The organism is Pseudomonas sp. PDM16, assembly GCF_014851865.1.
Lineage (GTDB): Bacteria > Pseudomonadota > Gammaproteobacteria > Pseudomonadales > Pseudomonadaceae > Aquipseudomonas.
In genome coordinates this window covers 968,707-983,420 of sequence record NZ_JACVAM010000001.1, presented here as the reverse complement: position 1 = coordinate 983,420, position 14,714 = coordinate 968,707, and the positions used below count along the sequence as shown (strand labels likewise).

At 62.8% G+C, this 14,714-nt stretch carries 15 protein-coding genes; 12 read left to right on the top strand and 3 right to left on the bottom strand.

What is annotated here, in order from left to right; translation table 11 throughout:
* The 11 genes from rdgB to IB234_RS04540 all read left to right on the top strand — a co-directional run bounded on the left by rdgB (position 1) and on the right by IB234_RS04540 (position 11,344).
* Complete coding sequence (gene rdgB / locus IB234_RS04590; RefSeq protein ID WP_192314549.1) at positions 1 to 594, top strand: RdgB/HAM1 family non-canonical purine NTP pyrophosphatase; 594 nt, start codon at positions 1 to 3, stop codon at positions 592 to 594.
* Positions 591 to 1,751, top strand: coding sequence for a radical SAM family heme chaperone HemW (gene hemW / locus IB234_RS04585; protein ID WP_192314545.1), 1,161 nt, complete (start codon positions 591 to 593; stop codon positions 1,749 to 1,751). The genes rdgB and hemW overlap by 4 nt, the downstream gene beginning before the upstream one ends.
* Before the next feature lie 60 nt (positions 1,752 to 1,811).
* Entirely contained in the window at positions 1,812 to 2,966 is a 1,155-nt protein-coding gene (locus IB234_RS04580; RefSeq protein WP_192314542.1) for a GGDEF domain-containing protein, read from the top strand.
* 28 nt (positions 2,967 to 2,994) lie between these two features.
* Entirely contained in the window at positions 2,995 to 3,318 is a 324-nt protein-coding gene (locus tag IB234_RS04575; RefSeq protein ID WP_192314539.1) for a DUF3392 domain-containing protein, read from the top strand.
* A gap of 31 nt (positions 3,319 to 3,349) precedes the next feature.
* Entirely contained in the window at positions 3,350 to 3,604 is a 255-nt protein-coding gene (locus tag IB234_RS04570) for a hypothetical protein (RefSeq protein WP_076427372.1), read from the top strand.
* A 123-nt stretch (positions 3,605 to 3,727) separates the two neighbouring features.
* Positions 3,728 to 4,129 carry a hypothetical protein gene (locus tag IB234_RS04565; protein ID WP_192314536.1) on the top strand — a complete coding sequence of 134 codons (402 nt, stop codon included), beginning with the start codon at positions 3,728 to 3,730 and terminating at the stop codon, positions 4,127 to 4,129.
* A gap of 369 nt (positions 4,130 to 4,498) precedes the next feature.
* A complete protein-coding gene (arcD, locus tag IB234_RS04560) occupies positions 4,499 to 5,926 on the top strand; it encodes an arginine-ornithine antiporter (RefSeq protein WP_192314532.1) in 1,428 nt (475 codons plus the stop codon).
* Positions 5,927 to 5,941: 15 nt separating this feature from the next.
* Entirely contained in the window at positions 5,942 to 7,192 is a 1,251-nt protein-coding gene (gene arcA, locus IB234_RS04555; RefSeq protein ID WP_192314529.1) for an arginine deiminase, read from the top strand.
* 63 nt (positions 7,193 to 7,255) lie between these two features.
* Positions 7,256 to 8,266, top strand: coding sequence for an ornithine carbamoyltransferase (locus tag IB234_RS04550; protein WP_192314526.1), 1,011 nt, complete (start codon positions 7,256 to 7,258; stop codon positions 8,264 to 8,266).
* 63 nt (positions 8,267 to 8,329) lie between these two features.
* Positions 8,330 to 9,256 carry a carbamate kinase gene (gene arcC / locus IB234_RS04545; RefSeq protein ID WP_192314522.1) on the top strand — a complete coding sequence of 309 codons (927 nt, stop codon included), beginning with the start codon at positions 8,330 to 8,332 and terminating at the stop codon, positions 9,254 to 9,256.
* A gap of 201 nt (positions 9,257 to 9,457) precedes the next feature.
* Entirely contained in the window at positions 9,458 to 11,344 is a 1,887-nt protein-coding gene (locus IB234_RS04540; RefSeq protein ID WP_192314519.1) for a beta-ketoacyl synthase, read from the top strand.
* Here the strand turns inward: IB234_RS04540 and IB234_RS04535 are convergent.
* The 3 genes from IB234_RS04535 to nudE form a co-directional block, all read right to left on the bottom strand.
* Positions 11,341 to 12,054, bottom strand: coding sequence for a class I SAM-dependent methyltransferase (locus IB234_RS04535; protein ID WP_192314516.1), 714 nt, complete (start codon positions 12,052 to 12,054; stop codon positions 11,341 to 11,343). The two genes, IB234_RS04540 and IB234_RS04535, sit on opposite strands and share 4 nt — an antisense overlap.
* 447 nt (positions 12,055 to 12,501) lie before the next feature.
* The gene (cysQ, locus tag IB234_RS04530) at positions 12,502 to 13,323 is read right to left on the bottom strand and encodes a 3'(2'),5'-bisphosphate nucleotidase CysQ (RefSeq protein WP_192314513.1); all 822 of its coding nucleotides are present in this window, start codon (positions 13,321 to 13,323) and stop codon (positions 12,502 to 12,504) included.
* Positions 13,320 to 13,886: an ADP compounds hydrolase NudE gene (gene nudE / locus IB234_RS04525; protein WP_192314510.1), complete on the bottom strand. Its 567-nt coding sequence runs from the start codon at positions 13,884 to 13,886 to the stop codon at positions 13,320 to 13,322. The genes cysQ and nudE overlap by 4 nt, the downstream gene beginning before the upstream one ends.
* A gap of 92 nt (positions 13,887 to 13,978) precedes the next feature.
* Here nudE and yrfG point away from each other — a divergent pair, with 92 nt between their 5' ends.
* Complete coding sequence (gene yrfG, locus IB234_RS04520; RefSeq protein WP_192314507.1) at positions 13,979 to 14,653, top strand: GMP/IMP nucleotidase; 675 nt, start codon at positions 13,979 to 13,981, stop codon at positions 14,651 to 14,653.
* Positions 14,654 to 14,714: the final 61 nt, after the last annotated feature.

Here is a 14,714-nt window from a genome sequence, read left to right as displayed (position 1 = left end):
ATGCCCTTAAAAGAACTGGTACTGGCCAGCCATAATGCCGGCAAGCTCAAGGAACTCCAGGCCATGCTCGGCGAGCATGTGCGGGTGCGTTCGGTCGGCGAATTCTCCAGCATCGAGCCGGAAGAGACCGGCCTGTCCTTCGTCGAGAACGCCATCCTCAAGGCGCGCAACGCCGCACGCGTGTCCGGTCTGCCGGCACTGGCCGACGACTCCGGTCTGGCCGTGGACTTCCTCGGCGGCGCCCCGGGCATCTATTCGGCGCGCTATGCCGATGGCCAGGGTGACGCGGCCAACAACGCCAAGCTGCTCGATGCGCTGAAGGACGTGGCGGACGCCGAGCGCGGCGCCCAGTTCGTCTGCGCCCTGGCCCTGGTGCGGCATGCCGACGACCCGCTGCCGATCCTCTGCGAAGGCCTGTGGCACGGCAGCATCCTGCGCGAAGCCCGTGGCGCCGAGGGCTTTGGCTACGACCCGCTGTTCTGGGTGCCGGAGCGCGAATGCTCCAGCGCCGAACTGGCCAGCGACGAGAAGAACCGCATCAGCCATCGCGCCCGCGCCATGGCCCTGCTCAAGCAGCGCCTGGGCCTGCAATGAACACCTCGCCCGGCGGTGGCTTCCAGCTGCCGCCACTCGCGCTGTACATCCACATCCCGTGGTGCGTACGCAAATGCCCCTACTGCGACTTCAACTCCCATGCCGCCGGTCCGAGCCTGCCGGAAGAGGAGTACGTCGACGCCCTGCTCGCCGACCTCGATGCCGACCAGGCACACGCCCACGGCCGTGAGCTGACTTCGATCTTCTTCGGCGGCGGTACGCCCAGCCTGTTCTCGGCCAAGGCCCTGGGCCGCCTGCTGGAAGGCGTGCAGCACCGCGTGCCGTTCGCCAGCGATATCGAGATCACCCTGGAGGCCAATCCGGGCACCTTCGAACAGGCCAAGTTCCGCGACTACCGCAGCCTCGGCATCAATCGCCTGTCGATCGGCGTGCAGAGCTTCCAGGAGGCCAAGCTCAAGGCTCTGGGCCGTATCCACGATGGTGGCGAGGCGATCCGCGCCGCCGACATGGCGCGCGCTGCCGGCTTCGACAACTTCAACCTGGACCTGATGCACGGCCTGCCCGAGCAGAGCATCGAGGACGCCCTGTTCGACCTGCGCACCGCCATCGCCCAGGGCCCGACGCACCTGTCCTGGTACCAGCTGACCATGGAACCCAACACGGTGTTCTGGAGCCAGCCGCCCGAGCTGCCCGAAGATGATCTGCTGTGGGACATCCAGGAAGCCGGCCAGGCCCTGCTGGCCGCCGAGGGCTACGCGCAGTACGAGGTTTCCGCCTATGCCCAGGCCGGGCGCGCGGCGCGGCACAACCTCAACTACTGGACCTTCGGCGACTTTCTCGGCATCGGCGCCGGCGCCCACGCCAAGCTGAGCGCGCCGGACGGACGCATCGTGCGCACCTGGAAGACCCGCCTACCCAAGGACTACCTGGACGCAACCAAGACCTTCCAGGCAGGCGAGCGCTTGCTGGACGCCGATGAACTGCCCTTCGAGTTCCTGATGAACGTGCTGCGACTGACCGAGGGCGCGCCAGCCGTACTGTTCGAGCAACGCACCGGCCAGCCATTGGCCAGCCTGGATGCGGCACGGCGCGAGGCCGAGACGCGTCAGCTGTTGCAGACCGATCCAGCACGCCTGGTTGCCACACGCGAAGGCCAGCTGTTTCTCAACGACCTGCTGCAGCACTTCCTGCCCTGACAGAGCCAACCCCGATCCGTTAGGCTATGCGGCCAATCCATCACCGCAGGCTCGCTCCGAGTGCTTGATCCACGCAGCATCATCTTCATCCTGGCAGCACTCAGCCTACTGATGGCGGTGGTGTTGTTCGCGATGCCGGCGTCGATCCGCCAGCGCCTCGGTGGCGCACGCCACTGGAGCCTGTCCATGCTGGTACTGGCGGGTGCCTCGGTGCTCTACGGCCTGCGCGACATCGTCCCGGACCTGCTCTCGGTGACGGTGGCCAATGCCGCCAGTCTGACCTCGGTAGCGATGATCTACGCCGGCGGTCGCGCCTTCTTCGGTCTCACACCACGCAACGGTCTGCTGGCCTTCACGGTCATCGTTGCCTGCCTGGTAATGATTGCCTGCACCTATGTACAGGACCTGTTCTCGGTACGGGTCATCGTTTTCTCCCTGGTGTCCGGCGGACTGCTGCTCCTCTACGGCCTGGACGTTTCACGTCGCCGCCCCCGTCATCATGGCAGTGCGCGCTTCCCCTACCTATTCACCTCGGTCACCGTGTTCGTCGATGTGCTGGCGTCCTTCCTGCGCATTATCAATGCGGTGCTCTCGCCTACGGCCGGCAGCGAGAACTTCTTCGCCCCGACGCCGATGAATGTGCTGTATTTCTCCACCCACAGCCTGTTGGCAATCTGCATCTCCGTCGGCTTCATCCTGATGCTCAACGAACGCCTGCACGCCATGCTCGAACACCAGTTGAGCCACGACGCGCTGACCAACGCCTACACCCGCAACATCGTCATCGACATGGCCAAACGCGCCCTGGCCAGTGGCCGCCGCCCTGTCTCGCTGCTGCTACTGGATATCGACCACTTCAAGAGCGTCAACGACACCCTCGGTCACCAGGTCGGCGATGCGGTGCTGCAGCACGTGGTGGTCACGCTGGGCGCCACACTGCGCCCGGACGAGCCGCTAGGCCGCTATGGCGGTGAGGAATTTCTCCTGCTATTGCGTGATGCCAACCCCGAGCAGGCGATGCTGGTGGCGGAGCGCCTGCGCCAGCGAGTGGCCGATACGGTGTTCAACCCCAACGGTGAGGCACGCACCATCACCCTGAGCATCGGCTGCGCTACCGCCACGCCCGACGAAAATCTGGAGCAACTGCTACACCGCGCAGATGCCGCGCTGTATCGGGCCAAACGCGCCGGGCGCAACCAGGTACAACAGGGCTGACCCTTTCCGACCGACACAAGGACTTCAGATGGACCTGCTACTCGACATGATCGCCACCCTCTCACGCTGGTGTCGCGGCAACCTGTACGACATCTCGCTGGCGATCATGGCCACCCTCTTCGTCCTGTTCGGACCGGGCATCAACGCCTGGGTACAGAAGTCCATCGGTGGCCTCAATTTCGTCCTGCGCACCCTGATCTTCGTGCTGGTCTGCGCCATCGGTTATGGCCTGGCCATCGTTTTCCTCACCCCCTGGCTGGCCAAGGGTCTGGGCTACTTCAACAACTTCACGCTGTCGCCAGTACTGCTACTAGTCTTCTTCCTGATCGGCGTATTGGCTGATCGCAGCTAGGGTCGCCCGCGGGGCGCCCGGAGGGAGCCCCATGAAGCCACTCAAGCATCTATATCTGTACTTCCAGGACGGTCAGCGTCTGGCTCTGCGTTTCCCGCGCCAGAGCGAGGATCCGGCGGCCGTCGCGCGTGCTCTGCGCAAGCAGCTGGAGTCGCCCTTTCTGAGCATCGAAGTGGACGGCGACCTACTGATGATCCCACGCGAGAGCATCAAGTACCTGCAGATCTGCCCGATGCCAGCCGCCCTGCCCGAATTGACCATCCAGGGGGCGGAGGTGATCGACTGAGCCGAACCTCCCGCCCCGTGGCCGCCTGCTTTGAAGCGGTACGGCTATCGCCAATCAATCTAATCCCTTCCCCCTTTGGAGGATTAGAGTGAAACCAGGCAACTACAGGGAGATGGACTCCTTATGCAGATCAACGGCTACAGCGGTAATCTGCCGCCCTCGACCCAGGTCATCAACAAGTACGGCCCAGCCAATCCCGAACAGGTGAACAAGGCTGTGGACGCTGCTTCCGACCGGGTCAATGAGCGCCAGGAGAGCCGCGAACTGGACCAGGCATCCAAGCGCGGTGCAACCACGCAGATCTACAGCGCCAACACTCAGCAGAGGCAGATCGAAACCTATCTGGCAGTCGCCAGCGAAGGCGAAGTCGAGAGCCCGCCAAGCCCGTTGGAGACCGCCGTGGAGCTACGCGATGCACAGGAACGCAACGACCGGGCACAGAACATCGCAGATATTGCCAGCCGCCCTGAGCGGCCCGAGACCGATCCGGCCAGGCCGGAACCCTACGCTGCAACCTATGCCTGAGCCGCCAGGCGGACAGACATATGAAAAGCCGCCCTCGGGCGGCTTTTCTATTATCCCGGCGCAAAGCAGGAAATTTACTGATCGACTGGTCAATTAATAATCCCGCAGCCCCTCTAGCACAATACTTAGCCTCACACCCATCGCGAAACTTGCGCATAGCCGAACCTCAACTAACTTAAGTCCCACGCCTCGCTTAGAGGCGATGTTCAGGGCCAGTTCTGCTGGCCAAATGCCAGATGGTCGATCAGTTAGGAGCTTGCAGGGAAAGCCTAGGAAAATGGATAGCTCGCTATTGATCGAGGTCAATACTACCCCCCTCAATGGCGCGCCCAATAAGACATAACTTCTCTCCACGATTGGAGGTGTGCGATGTCCTCTTCAGCGCAAAAACTTCGATTGGGGGCACTCGTTGCCCTGGTAGTAGGCTCGATGGTCGGCGGGGGGATTTTCTCACTGCCGCAAAACATCGCTAACAGTGCTGGCGCCGGTGCCACTCTGATCGGTTGGTTGATCACCGGCGTGGGCATGCTGACCCTGGCTTTCGTGTTCCAGACGCTGGCCAATCGCAAACCCAACCTCGACGGCGGGGTCTACGCCTACGCCAAGGCCGGGTTCGGTGACTACATGGGCTTTTCCTCGGCCTGGGGCTACTGGATCAGCGCCTGGATCGGCAACGTCAGCTACATGGTGCTGCTGTTCTCAACTCTCGGTTACTTCTTCCCGGTGTTCGGCGAGGGCAACACCCTTCCCGCTGTTATCTGTGCCTCTGTGCTGCTCTGGCTGCTGCACTTCCTGGTGCTGCGCGGCATCAAGGAAGCGGCCTTTATCAACACCATCACCACCATCGCCAAGATGCTACCGCTGGCGCTGTTCATCGTGATCGCCGCCATCGCCTTCAAGATGGACGTATTCACCTCGGACTTCTGGGGCAGCGGCAACACCGAACTGGGCAGCGTGATGGACCAGGTGCGCAACATGATGCTGGTCACCGTCTGGGTGTTCATCGGCATCGAGGGCGCCAGCATCTTCTCCGCCCGTGCAGAGAAACGCAGTGATGTCGGCAAGGCCACTGTCATCGGTTTCGTCGGCGTGCTCCTGCTGCTGGTTCTGGTCAACGTGCTGTCCCAGGGCATCATGGCCCAGGCTGAACTGGCCGGGCTGAAGAACCCCTCGATGGCGGGCGTACTGGAACACGTGGTAGGCCCCTGGGGCGCCCAGTTGATCTCCATCGGCCTGATCGTCTCTCTGGCCGGAGCTCTGTTGTCCTGGACCCTGCTCTGCGCCGAGATTCTCTTCGCCAGCGCCAGTGACCACACCATGCCGGAGTTCCTGCGCAAGGAGAACGCCAACCACGTCCCGGCCAACGCCCTGTGGCTGTCCAACGGGCTGATCCAGCTGTTCCTGATCATCACCCTGTTCAACAGCTCCACCTACCTGAGCCTGCTGTACCTGGCCACCTCGATGATCCTGGTGCCTTACTTCTGGTCCAGCGCCTACGCGCTGCTGCTGGCAGTCCGCGGCGAGACTTACGAGAACGCCAGCAACGAGCGCAACAAGGACCTGTTCATCGCAGCGGTATCGAGCCTGTATGCCATCTGGTTGATATACGCGGCCGGCATCCAGTACCTGCTGCTCTCTGCCCTGCTCTATGCGCCCGGCGTCATCCTGTTCGCCAAGGCCAAGCACGAGCTCAATCAACCCATTTTCACCGGCGTCGAGAAGCTGATCTTCGGCGTCGTGCTGATCGGTGCCGCCATCGCCGCCTACGGGCTGTATGACGGCTTCCTGAGTCTGTAAGAGAAGGAGTTCGACATGTCCAAGAAAGCCTTAGGCGTTCATTCCGAAGCCGGCAAACTGCACAAGGTAATGGTCTGTTCACCCGGCCTCGCCCACTTGCGCCTTACCCCGAACAACTGCGACGAACTGCTGTTCGACGATGTGATCTGGGTCAGCCAGGCCAAGCGCGACCACTTCGATTTCATGACCAAGATGCGCGAACGCGGCATCGACGTCGTGGAGATGCACAACCTGCTGGAGGAGACCGTACACGACAAGGCCGCACTGGCCTGGATCCTCGACCGCAAGATCACCCCCAACAGCGTTGGCCTCGGCCTGCAGAACGAGGTGCGTTCCTTCATCGAGGGCCTGGAGCCTCGGCGCATCGCCGAGTTCCTGATCGGCGGTGTGTCCGGTGCCGACCTGGCCAAGCACAAGAATTCCGACGTTGCGAAGATGTTCAACGCCTATCTGGGCGAATCCAGCTTCGTCTTCCCGCCGCTGCCCAACACCCAGTTCACCCGCGATACCACCTGCTGGATCTATGGCGGCGTCACCCTCAACCCGATGTACTGGCCGGCCCGACGCCAGGAAACCCTGCTGGCCAGCGCCATCTACAAGTTCCACCCGGACTTCGCCAACGCCGACTTCCAGGTCTGGTACGGCGACCCGGACATTGACCACGGTGCCGCTACCCTTGAAGGTGGTGACGTGATGCCGATCGGCAACGGAACCGTGCTGATCGGCATGGGCGAGCGCTCCTCGCACCAGGCTATCGGCCAGGTCGCCCAGGCCCTGTTCAAGGCCGGCGCCGCCGAACGCGTTGTGGTTGCAGGCCTCGGCAAGTCTCGCGCAGCGATGCATCTGGACACCGTGTTCAGCTTCTGCGACCGCGACCTGGTGACCATCTTCCCGGAAGTTGCCCATCAGATCGTACCGTTCGTACTGCGCCCGGACGAAAGCAAGCCAGGCGGCATCGATGTGCGCCGCGAGGACAAGTCATTCCTCGACGTGGTCGCCGAGTCCCTCAATCTGAAAAAACTGCGTGTAGTGGAGACCGGCGGCGACAGCTTCGAAGCCGAGCGCGAACAGTGGGACGACGGCAACAACGTGGTCTGCCTGGAGCCCGGCGTAGTGGTCGGCTATGACCGCAACACCTACACCAACACCCTGCTGCGCAAGGCCGGCGTCGAGGTCATCACCATCAGCGCCAGCGAACTGGGCCGCGGCCGCGGCGGCGGCCACTGCATGACCTGCCCGATCATCCGCGACCCGATCGACTACTGATAAAGCCACCCCGGCGGCTATCCGCCGCCGGACGCGGTTTCCATACCCACAAGGAGAAGAACCATGGCTTTCAACATGCACAACCGCAACCTGCTCAGCCTGATGCACCACAGCACTCGCGAGCTGCGCTACCTGCTGGACCTGTCGCGCGACCTGAAACGCGCCAAGTACACCGGCACCGAACAGCCGCACCTGCTGCGCAAGAACATCGCGCTGATCTTCGAAAAAACCTCCACCCGCACCCGCTGCGCCTTCGAAGTGGCCGCCTATGACCAGGGTGCCAACGTTACTTACATCGACCCGGGCTCCTCGCAGATCGGCCACAAGGAGAGCATGAAAGACACCGCCCGCGTGCTCGGCCGTATGTACGACGCCATCGAATACCGCGGCTTCAAGCAGGAGATCGTCGAGGACCTGGCCCAGTACGCCGGCGTCCCGGTGTTCAACGGCCTGACCGACGAATACCACCCGACCCAGATGCTCGCCGACGTGCTGACCATGCGCGAACACAGCGACAAGCCGCTGCACGAGATCAGCTACGCCTACCTGGGCGACGCCCGCAACAACATGGGTAACTCGCTGCTGCTGATCGGCGCCAAGCTCGGCATGGACGTGCGCATCGCCGCCCCCAAGGCCCTCTGGCCAAGCGACGAGCACGTTGCCGCGTGCCAGAAATTCGCGGAAGAGAGCGGTGCACGCATCACCCTTACCGAAGACGCCAAGGCAGCGGTCAAGGGCGTCGACTTCGTCCACACCGATGTCTGGGTATCCATGGGCGAGCCGGTGGAGGCCTGGGGCGAACGCATCAAGGAACTGATGCCTTATCAGGTCAACGTCGAGCTGATGAAGGCCGTCGGCAATCCGCGCGTGAAGTTCATGCACTGCCTGCCGGCCTTCCACAACAGCGAGACCAAGGTCGGCAAGCAGATCGCCGAGCAGTATCCGCACCTGAAGAACGGCATCGAAGTGGCCGACGACGTGTTCGAGTCGCCCTGGTGCATCGCCTTCGAGCAGGCGGAAAACCGCATGCACACCATCAAGGCAATCCTGGTCTCGACCCTGGCCGATGTCTAACCAGGCAGCACGGACAGTCCCCTCTCCCTCCGGGAGAGGGGAGAACGAATAAGGAGAACAACCATGCGACTAGTCATCGCCCTGGGCGGCAACGCCCTGCTGCGGCGTGGCGAGGCAATGACCGCGGAGAACCAGCGCGTCAATGTGCGCATCGCCTGCGAACAGATCGCCAAGGTAGCGCCCGGCAACGAACTGGTGATCGCCCACGGCAACGGCCCTCAGGTCGGCCTGCTGGCCCTGCAGGGCAACGCCTACGATGCGGCCAACCCCTACCCGCTTGACGTCCTCGGTGCCGAAACCGAAGGCATGATCGGCTACATGATCGAACAGGAGCTGGGCAACCTGCTGCCATTCGAAGTGCCCTTTGCAACCATCCTTACCCAGGTCGAGGTAGACAGCGGCGACCCGGCGTTCAGAACACCGACCAAGCCGATCGGCCCGGTCTACAGCAAGGAAGACGCCGAGCGCCTGGCCGCCGAAAAAGGCTGGAGCATCGCTCCGGACGGCGACAAGTTCCGCCGCGTGGTGGCCAGCCCACGACCACAGCGTATCTTCGAGATCCGTCCGGTGAAATGGCTGCTGGAAAAAGGCAGTGTGGTGATCTGTGCCGGCGGCGGCGGAATCCCGACCATGTATGAGAACGGCAGGCTGCATGGCGTGGAAGCGGTGATCGACAAGGACCTCTGCTCGGCACTGCTGGCCGAACAGTTGGCCAGCGACCTGCTGGTGATCGCTACCGACGTGGACGCCACCTACATCGACTGGGGCAAACCGACCCAGAAGTCCATAGCCCAGGCTCACCCGGACGAACTGGAGCGCCTCGGCTTCGCCGCAGGCTCCATGGGGCCGAAGGTCCAAGCGGCCTGCGAGTTCGCCCGCAACACGGGCAAGGTCGCGGTGATCGGCTCCCTGGCCAACATCGAGGCCATCGTCCAGGGCACTTCCGGTACCCGCATCAGCACCGCCGAACCCGGCCTCAGCTACCGCTGAAGCTTCTGGGCATGGATGCCCTTCTTCCCCTCGAGATAACAGCGCGAACGTGACCTCTTGGTCACGGATCGCGTCATTCAGTCATTCCGATTCATTTTGAGTCGCCATCCGGTACTGCCCCCTGGCTGGATCACCGTTGCCGCTGTATTGCCAGCCGGCCATCCATGCTCGGCCCGAAGCGACCCTCAGGAGTTCTGCGTGATGTCTCGTCTTCCCGTCATCGTCGGCTTCGGCGGCTACAACGCCGCGGGTAGAAGCTCGTTCCACCACAGCTTCCGCCGTATCGTGCAGGAGTCTCTGGACGCTACTACTCGCCAGGAAACCCTGGCCGGTCTGGCCGTGATGATGAAGCTGGTACAGGTGGTCGATGGCCAGCTCCACAGCCTCGATGGCCAGCCCCTGAGCCCGGCCGAGATCGAGGCGCAGCATGGCGCGGAAATCCTCGCAGGTACCCTGGTACGGCGCATCGACAAGCGCCATCTGGATGTCGACGCTGCCCACTGGCAGAAGAACCTTGCCGTCAGCGCCGCCCAGTTCACCACTCTGCGCAAGCATCTGCCCGAGCCACTACCGGCCAGTTGGCAGGTGGAGGATGTGGATGAACAGCAGGTCCGAGTCACCTTATCCGACTGTGGCGAGTTCAAGGTCGACAGCTATCGCGCCCTGCCGGTGAAGTCCGCCGGTCAGTTGCCCACCGGCTTCGAACCCGGCGAGTTGTACCACTCGCACTTCCACCCACGCGGCCTGCAACTGGCAGTGACCGGCGCCACCGACGCGCTGCGCTCCACCGGCCTGGACTGGCGCACCATCCAGGACCATGTGCAGCCGGACGAAGTAGCAGTGTTCGCTGGCAGCATCATGAGCCAACTCGACGAATACGGTTTCGGCGGCATGCTGCAGTCACGACTCAAGGGCGGCCGCGTCACTGCCAAGCAATGCCCACTGGGCCTCAATTCCATGCCTGCCGACTTCATCAATGCCTATGTACTAGGCAGTGTCGGCACCACCGGTAGCGTCACCGGCGCCTGCGCCACTTTCCTCTACAACCTGCAGAAAGCCATCGAGCAGATCGCCAGCGGCAAGGCCCGCGTCGCCCTGGTCGGCAATGCCGAGGCGCCGATCACTACCGAGATCATCGATGGCTATGGCGCCATGGGCGCCCTGGCCACCGAAGAAGGTCTGCGTAAGATCGAAGGCAAGGACGCGGTCGACTTCCAGCGTGCCAGCCGCCCGTTCGGCGACAACTGCGGCTTTACCCTGTCCGAGTCCTGCCAATTCCTAGTGTTGATGGACGACGAACTGGCCCTGGAGCTGGGCGCCGATATTCACGGCGCAGTGCCGGACGTATTCATCAACGCCGACGGCTTCAAAAAATCCATCTCCGCCCCCGGCCCAGGCAACTACCTGACTCTGGCCAAGGCCGTGGCCAGTGCCATGCAGCTGGTCGGCGAGGACGGCGTTCGCCAGCGAAGCTTCGTCCACGCCCACGGTTCCAGCACCCCGGCCAACCGCACCACCGAGTCCCAACTGCTCGATCGGGTCGCCGCAGCCTTCGGTATCGAAAGCTGGCCGATCACGGCAGTGAAGGCCTTCCTCGGTCACTCGCTGGCCACCGCCAGCGGCGACCAGGTGATCGCCGCCCTCGGGACCTTCCGCCATGGCCTGCTGCCTGGCCTGAAGACCATCGACAAGGTGGCCGACGACGTGCACCGCCAGCATCTGAGCCTGGAAACATACGATCGCCAGGCCAGAGATATGGAAGTGTGCTTCATCAATTCCAAGGGCTTCGGCGGCAACAACGCCACCGGCGTGGTGCTGGCTCCGCAGGTGGTCGAGCGCATGTTGCGCAAACGCCACGGAGACCCCGCCATGGCCAACTGGCAGATCAGGCGCGAAACCACTCGCGCCGCTGCGGCGCAATATGACCAGCGCGCGCTGCGCGGCCAACTGGATATCATCTACAACTTTGGCCATGGCCTGATCGATGATCAAGCCCTCAGCATCACAACAAATGGGGTAGTGGTTCCAGGCTTCCAGCAGCCACTGACATTTCGCAAGGACGAGCGTTACAGCGACATGCTCGACTAGGCGGTGGGAGCCTGCCGCTTGCGGTAGACCCCATCGTCGCCTGGCATACCGGGTATCAATCGATCGTCGCATCCGTAGATGGGGGATATCTGCACGGACCTGAGGCGCACGCAATCAAACTGGCTAGCAGTACCGGTATCACCAAAACGGAAGTTCGAGTGAAGGATCACCAGCAGTCCACCTGGCTTGAGCACCCTGGCCAGGTCGTCAATCGCGCGATCAAAATCGGCAAAGCGAATCCAGGTCGAACAGTTAATGGGCGTTCGGCTCAACGCGCCATGACGGAAAACCGACATCGCCACCACTAGATCGTAGCTTCCGGCAACCTCCTGCGATACGTCGCCGGCACATGCAAAACTGAGACGAGGATCATGCCCCTCTCGTCGCCAACGTCTCATACATGCGCCAATGCGGTTGGCATCGACATCGACCCCGTGAATCCTGGCCAGCTGGAAATAGCGGGCCAGACTGAAGACCTCCTCCCCCGTGGAGCAGCCGAAAGACAGAACGCGTGTTTGCGGCACATCGTCGAGCCCTTGCCGAAGCAAGCGGAACAGCCCGGGGTAACGATTCTCCTGCGTTGTACCGTAGGGCTGAAACAAGCCTCGTGGGCGTCGCCACATCAACAGAACGGTGCGCCGCCGATCACCGCCGCACAGGACGTGCACCACGGAACGCGTCCATTCCAGCAGCGTTCGTAATCGGGACATCCCGCTCACCCTGCTTTCCCCGAGAGCCTGCGGAACGGAAACGTCCCTCTAGAGGCCGGCATCAGACCCATGACCTTGTCCACATGGAGCACGAGCTTCCTCAACCTAAACCACCATTGGGAAAGCTCCCGGCTCACAAACTTATCTCAAGCGGCTTCATGACACCCTGGCGAACTACATTGATATCAGCGTCGCAATCGCCCGCCGGCGGCGGGCGCAATACTTCTAACGAGAGGCGCTTCCGGATATTGCTAGCAACTGGATTGAACCAAAAACAATGGCCATTTGGACACACCCATCAGCACCAGCTCACCACTGACATCTGCCGTCAGTGTGCTGGATTTCTGATGACGCTGGCCTCACCGGTGATCACACTCACTCTCAGCTCCGTCGCCCCAATAGACACGAATCATAGCCGAGCCCCCAGCAGCTCTATAAATCCGCCCCCTAGTCGAGGGCACGTGCCAGCTGAATCAGTTCGGCGCGCCATTCGGCCGCCTGCGGCAGGCCGAGGAAGGACGGGTTGAGGTAGCTCTCACGGGCTTCATAGGTCAGCACCTCGCCTCTGAGATCAAGCACCTCACCACCGGCGCCTTCCAGCACGCCTTGCGCCGCGGCGGTGTCCCACTGCGAAGTAGGGGCCAGGCGCGGATAACAGTCGGCATTGCCTTCGGCCAGCAGGCAGAACTTCAGCGAGCTACCGATATTGGCCAACTGCAGGTCGCCGAAGCGTTCGGACAGCCCGGCCAGCAGACTCTCCTGAGCCGGACTTGAATGGCGCTTGCTGGCCACAAGAGTGAAGACCTCGGCCGGCGCCAGGCGCACGGCGATGCTAGCGGGCTCCCCGCCCGGCTCCTGACGCCAGGCGCCCAGGCCGGCGCCACCAAAGTAGCAGCGGCCGTTGGCCGGTACGCCGACCACGCCGAACACCACGCGGCCATGCTCAATCAGCGCGACGTTGACGGTGAACTCCTCGCTGCCGGAAATAAACTCCTTGGTGCCATCCAGCGGATCGACCAGCCACCAGCGCTGCCATTCGGCACGCTCGGCAAAGGGGATGATGGCGTCTTCTTCGGACAGCACCGGCACGCTTGGCGCTAGCTCGCGCAGTCCAGCGGCGAGAATCTCGTGAGCAGCCAGGTCGGCAGCGGTGACAGGCGAGGCGTCAGCTTTTTCGGTGACGGCCACATCGTTGCGCCAGTGCGGCAGAATGGCCTGACCGGCGCGCTGAACCAGAGCGATCACGGCTGGCAGGTAGGGATGGCTCACGGCTTGAACTCTCCACGTTGGGTCAGCAGATCGCGGACCAGGTACAGGGCGGCCAGGGCACGGCCCTCGGTAAACTGGGGGTGTTGGGCCAGGACACTGAGCTCGCGCAGGCTGACCTTATCGACGCGCAACGGCTCGGGCTCATCGCCCGGCAGGCTCTCTTCGTAGAGATCGCGGGCCAATACCACCTGGATCTTCTGGCTCATGTAGCCGGGCGACAAGCTCAGCTCGGCGATCAGTTCCAGGCGCTCGGCGCCGAAGCCGGCCTCTTCCTTGAGTTCGCGGTTGGCGGCTACCAGCACGTCCTCGCCGGGCTCGATCAGCCCCTTGGTCAACGACAGCTGATAGTCGTCGGTACCAGCACAATACTCCTCTACCAGCACGGCATGCTCGGCATCGAGCATGGCCACTACCATCACCGCACCGTAGCCCGAGCCCTTGCCCACCAGGCGCTCGTAGGTGCGCTCAACGCCATTGGCGAAGCGCAGCTGCAACTCTTCGACGCGGAACAGGCGGCTGCTGGCGACTATCTCGCGGGCCAGCACCTGGGGTTTCTCACGCATCATTCGCTCCTTGATTCGAACGGGTATCATACCCCGCCACCTCGAAATATCCGCGCCGGATATTCATCCTCCGTCTGTTTCCGGACTTTGCCATGCCCCATTTGCCCTGGGCCGCCATCGATACCGTCCTGCTCGACATGGACGGCACCCTGCTCGACCTGCATTTCGACAATCACTTCTGGCTGGAGCATCTACCGAAGCGTTACGCAGAGCTTCACGGCATCAGCCGCGAAGCCGCCAATGCCGAGTTGCTGCCGCTGTTCCGCAATCATGCCGGTACGCTGCCTTGGTACTGCACCGACTTCTGGAGCCGCGAACTGAATCTCTCGGTTCGCGATCTCAAACGCGAGGTTGCCGACCTGATCGCCCTGCGTCCGGATGCCGATACCTTCCTCGCCACCTTGCGCACCGCCGGCAAGCGCGTGGTGCTGATCACCAACGCGCATCGTGATTCGCTGTCGCTGAAGCTCGAGAGAGTTGAACTGGCGCCCTACTTCGACCGGCTGATCAGCTCCCACGACTATGGTTTCCCCAAGGAGGACCAGCAATTCTGGTTCGCCCTGCAACAGGACTTCCCCTTCGAGCCAGACCGTAGCCTGTTCATCGACGACAGCCTGCCGATCCTGCGCAGCGCCGGGCGCTACGGCGTCGCCCACTTGCTGGCTGTCCGCCAGCCGGACAGCCGTGGCCAGGCCAAGGACACCGAGGAGTTCGCTGCCGTCGAGGACTACCGCCAGCTCAGCGCCCAGCTCTCGCTGCCAGCCTGAGGTGGAAAACGACAAGGCCCGCCGAGGCGGGCCTTGCTGTGCTTCCGAAGACGCAGCGAGT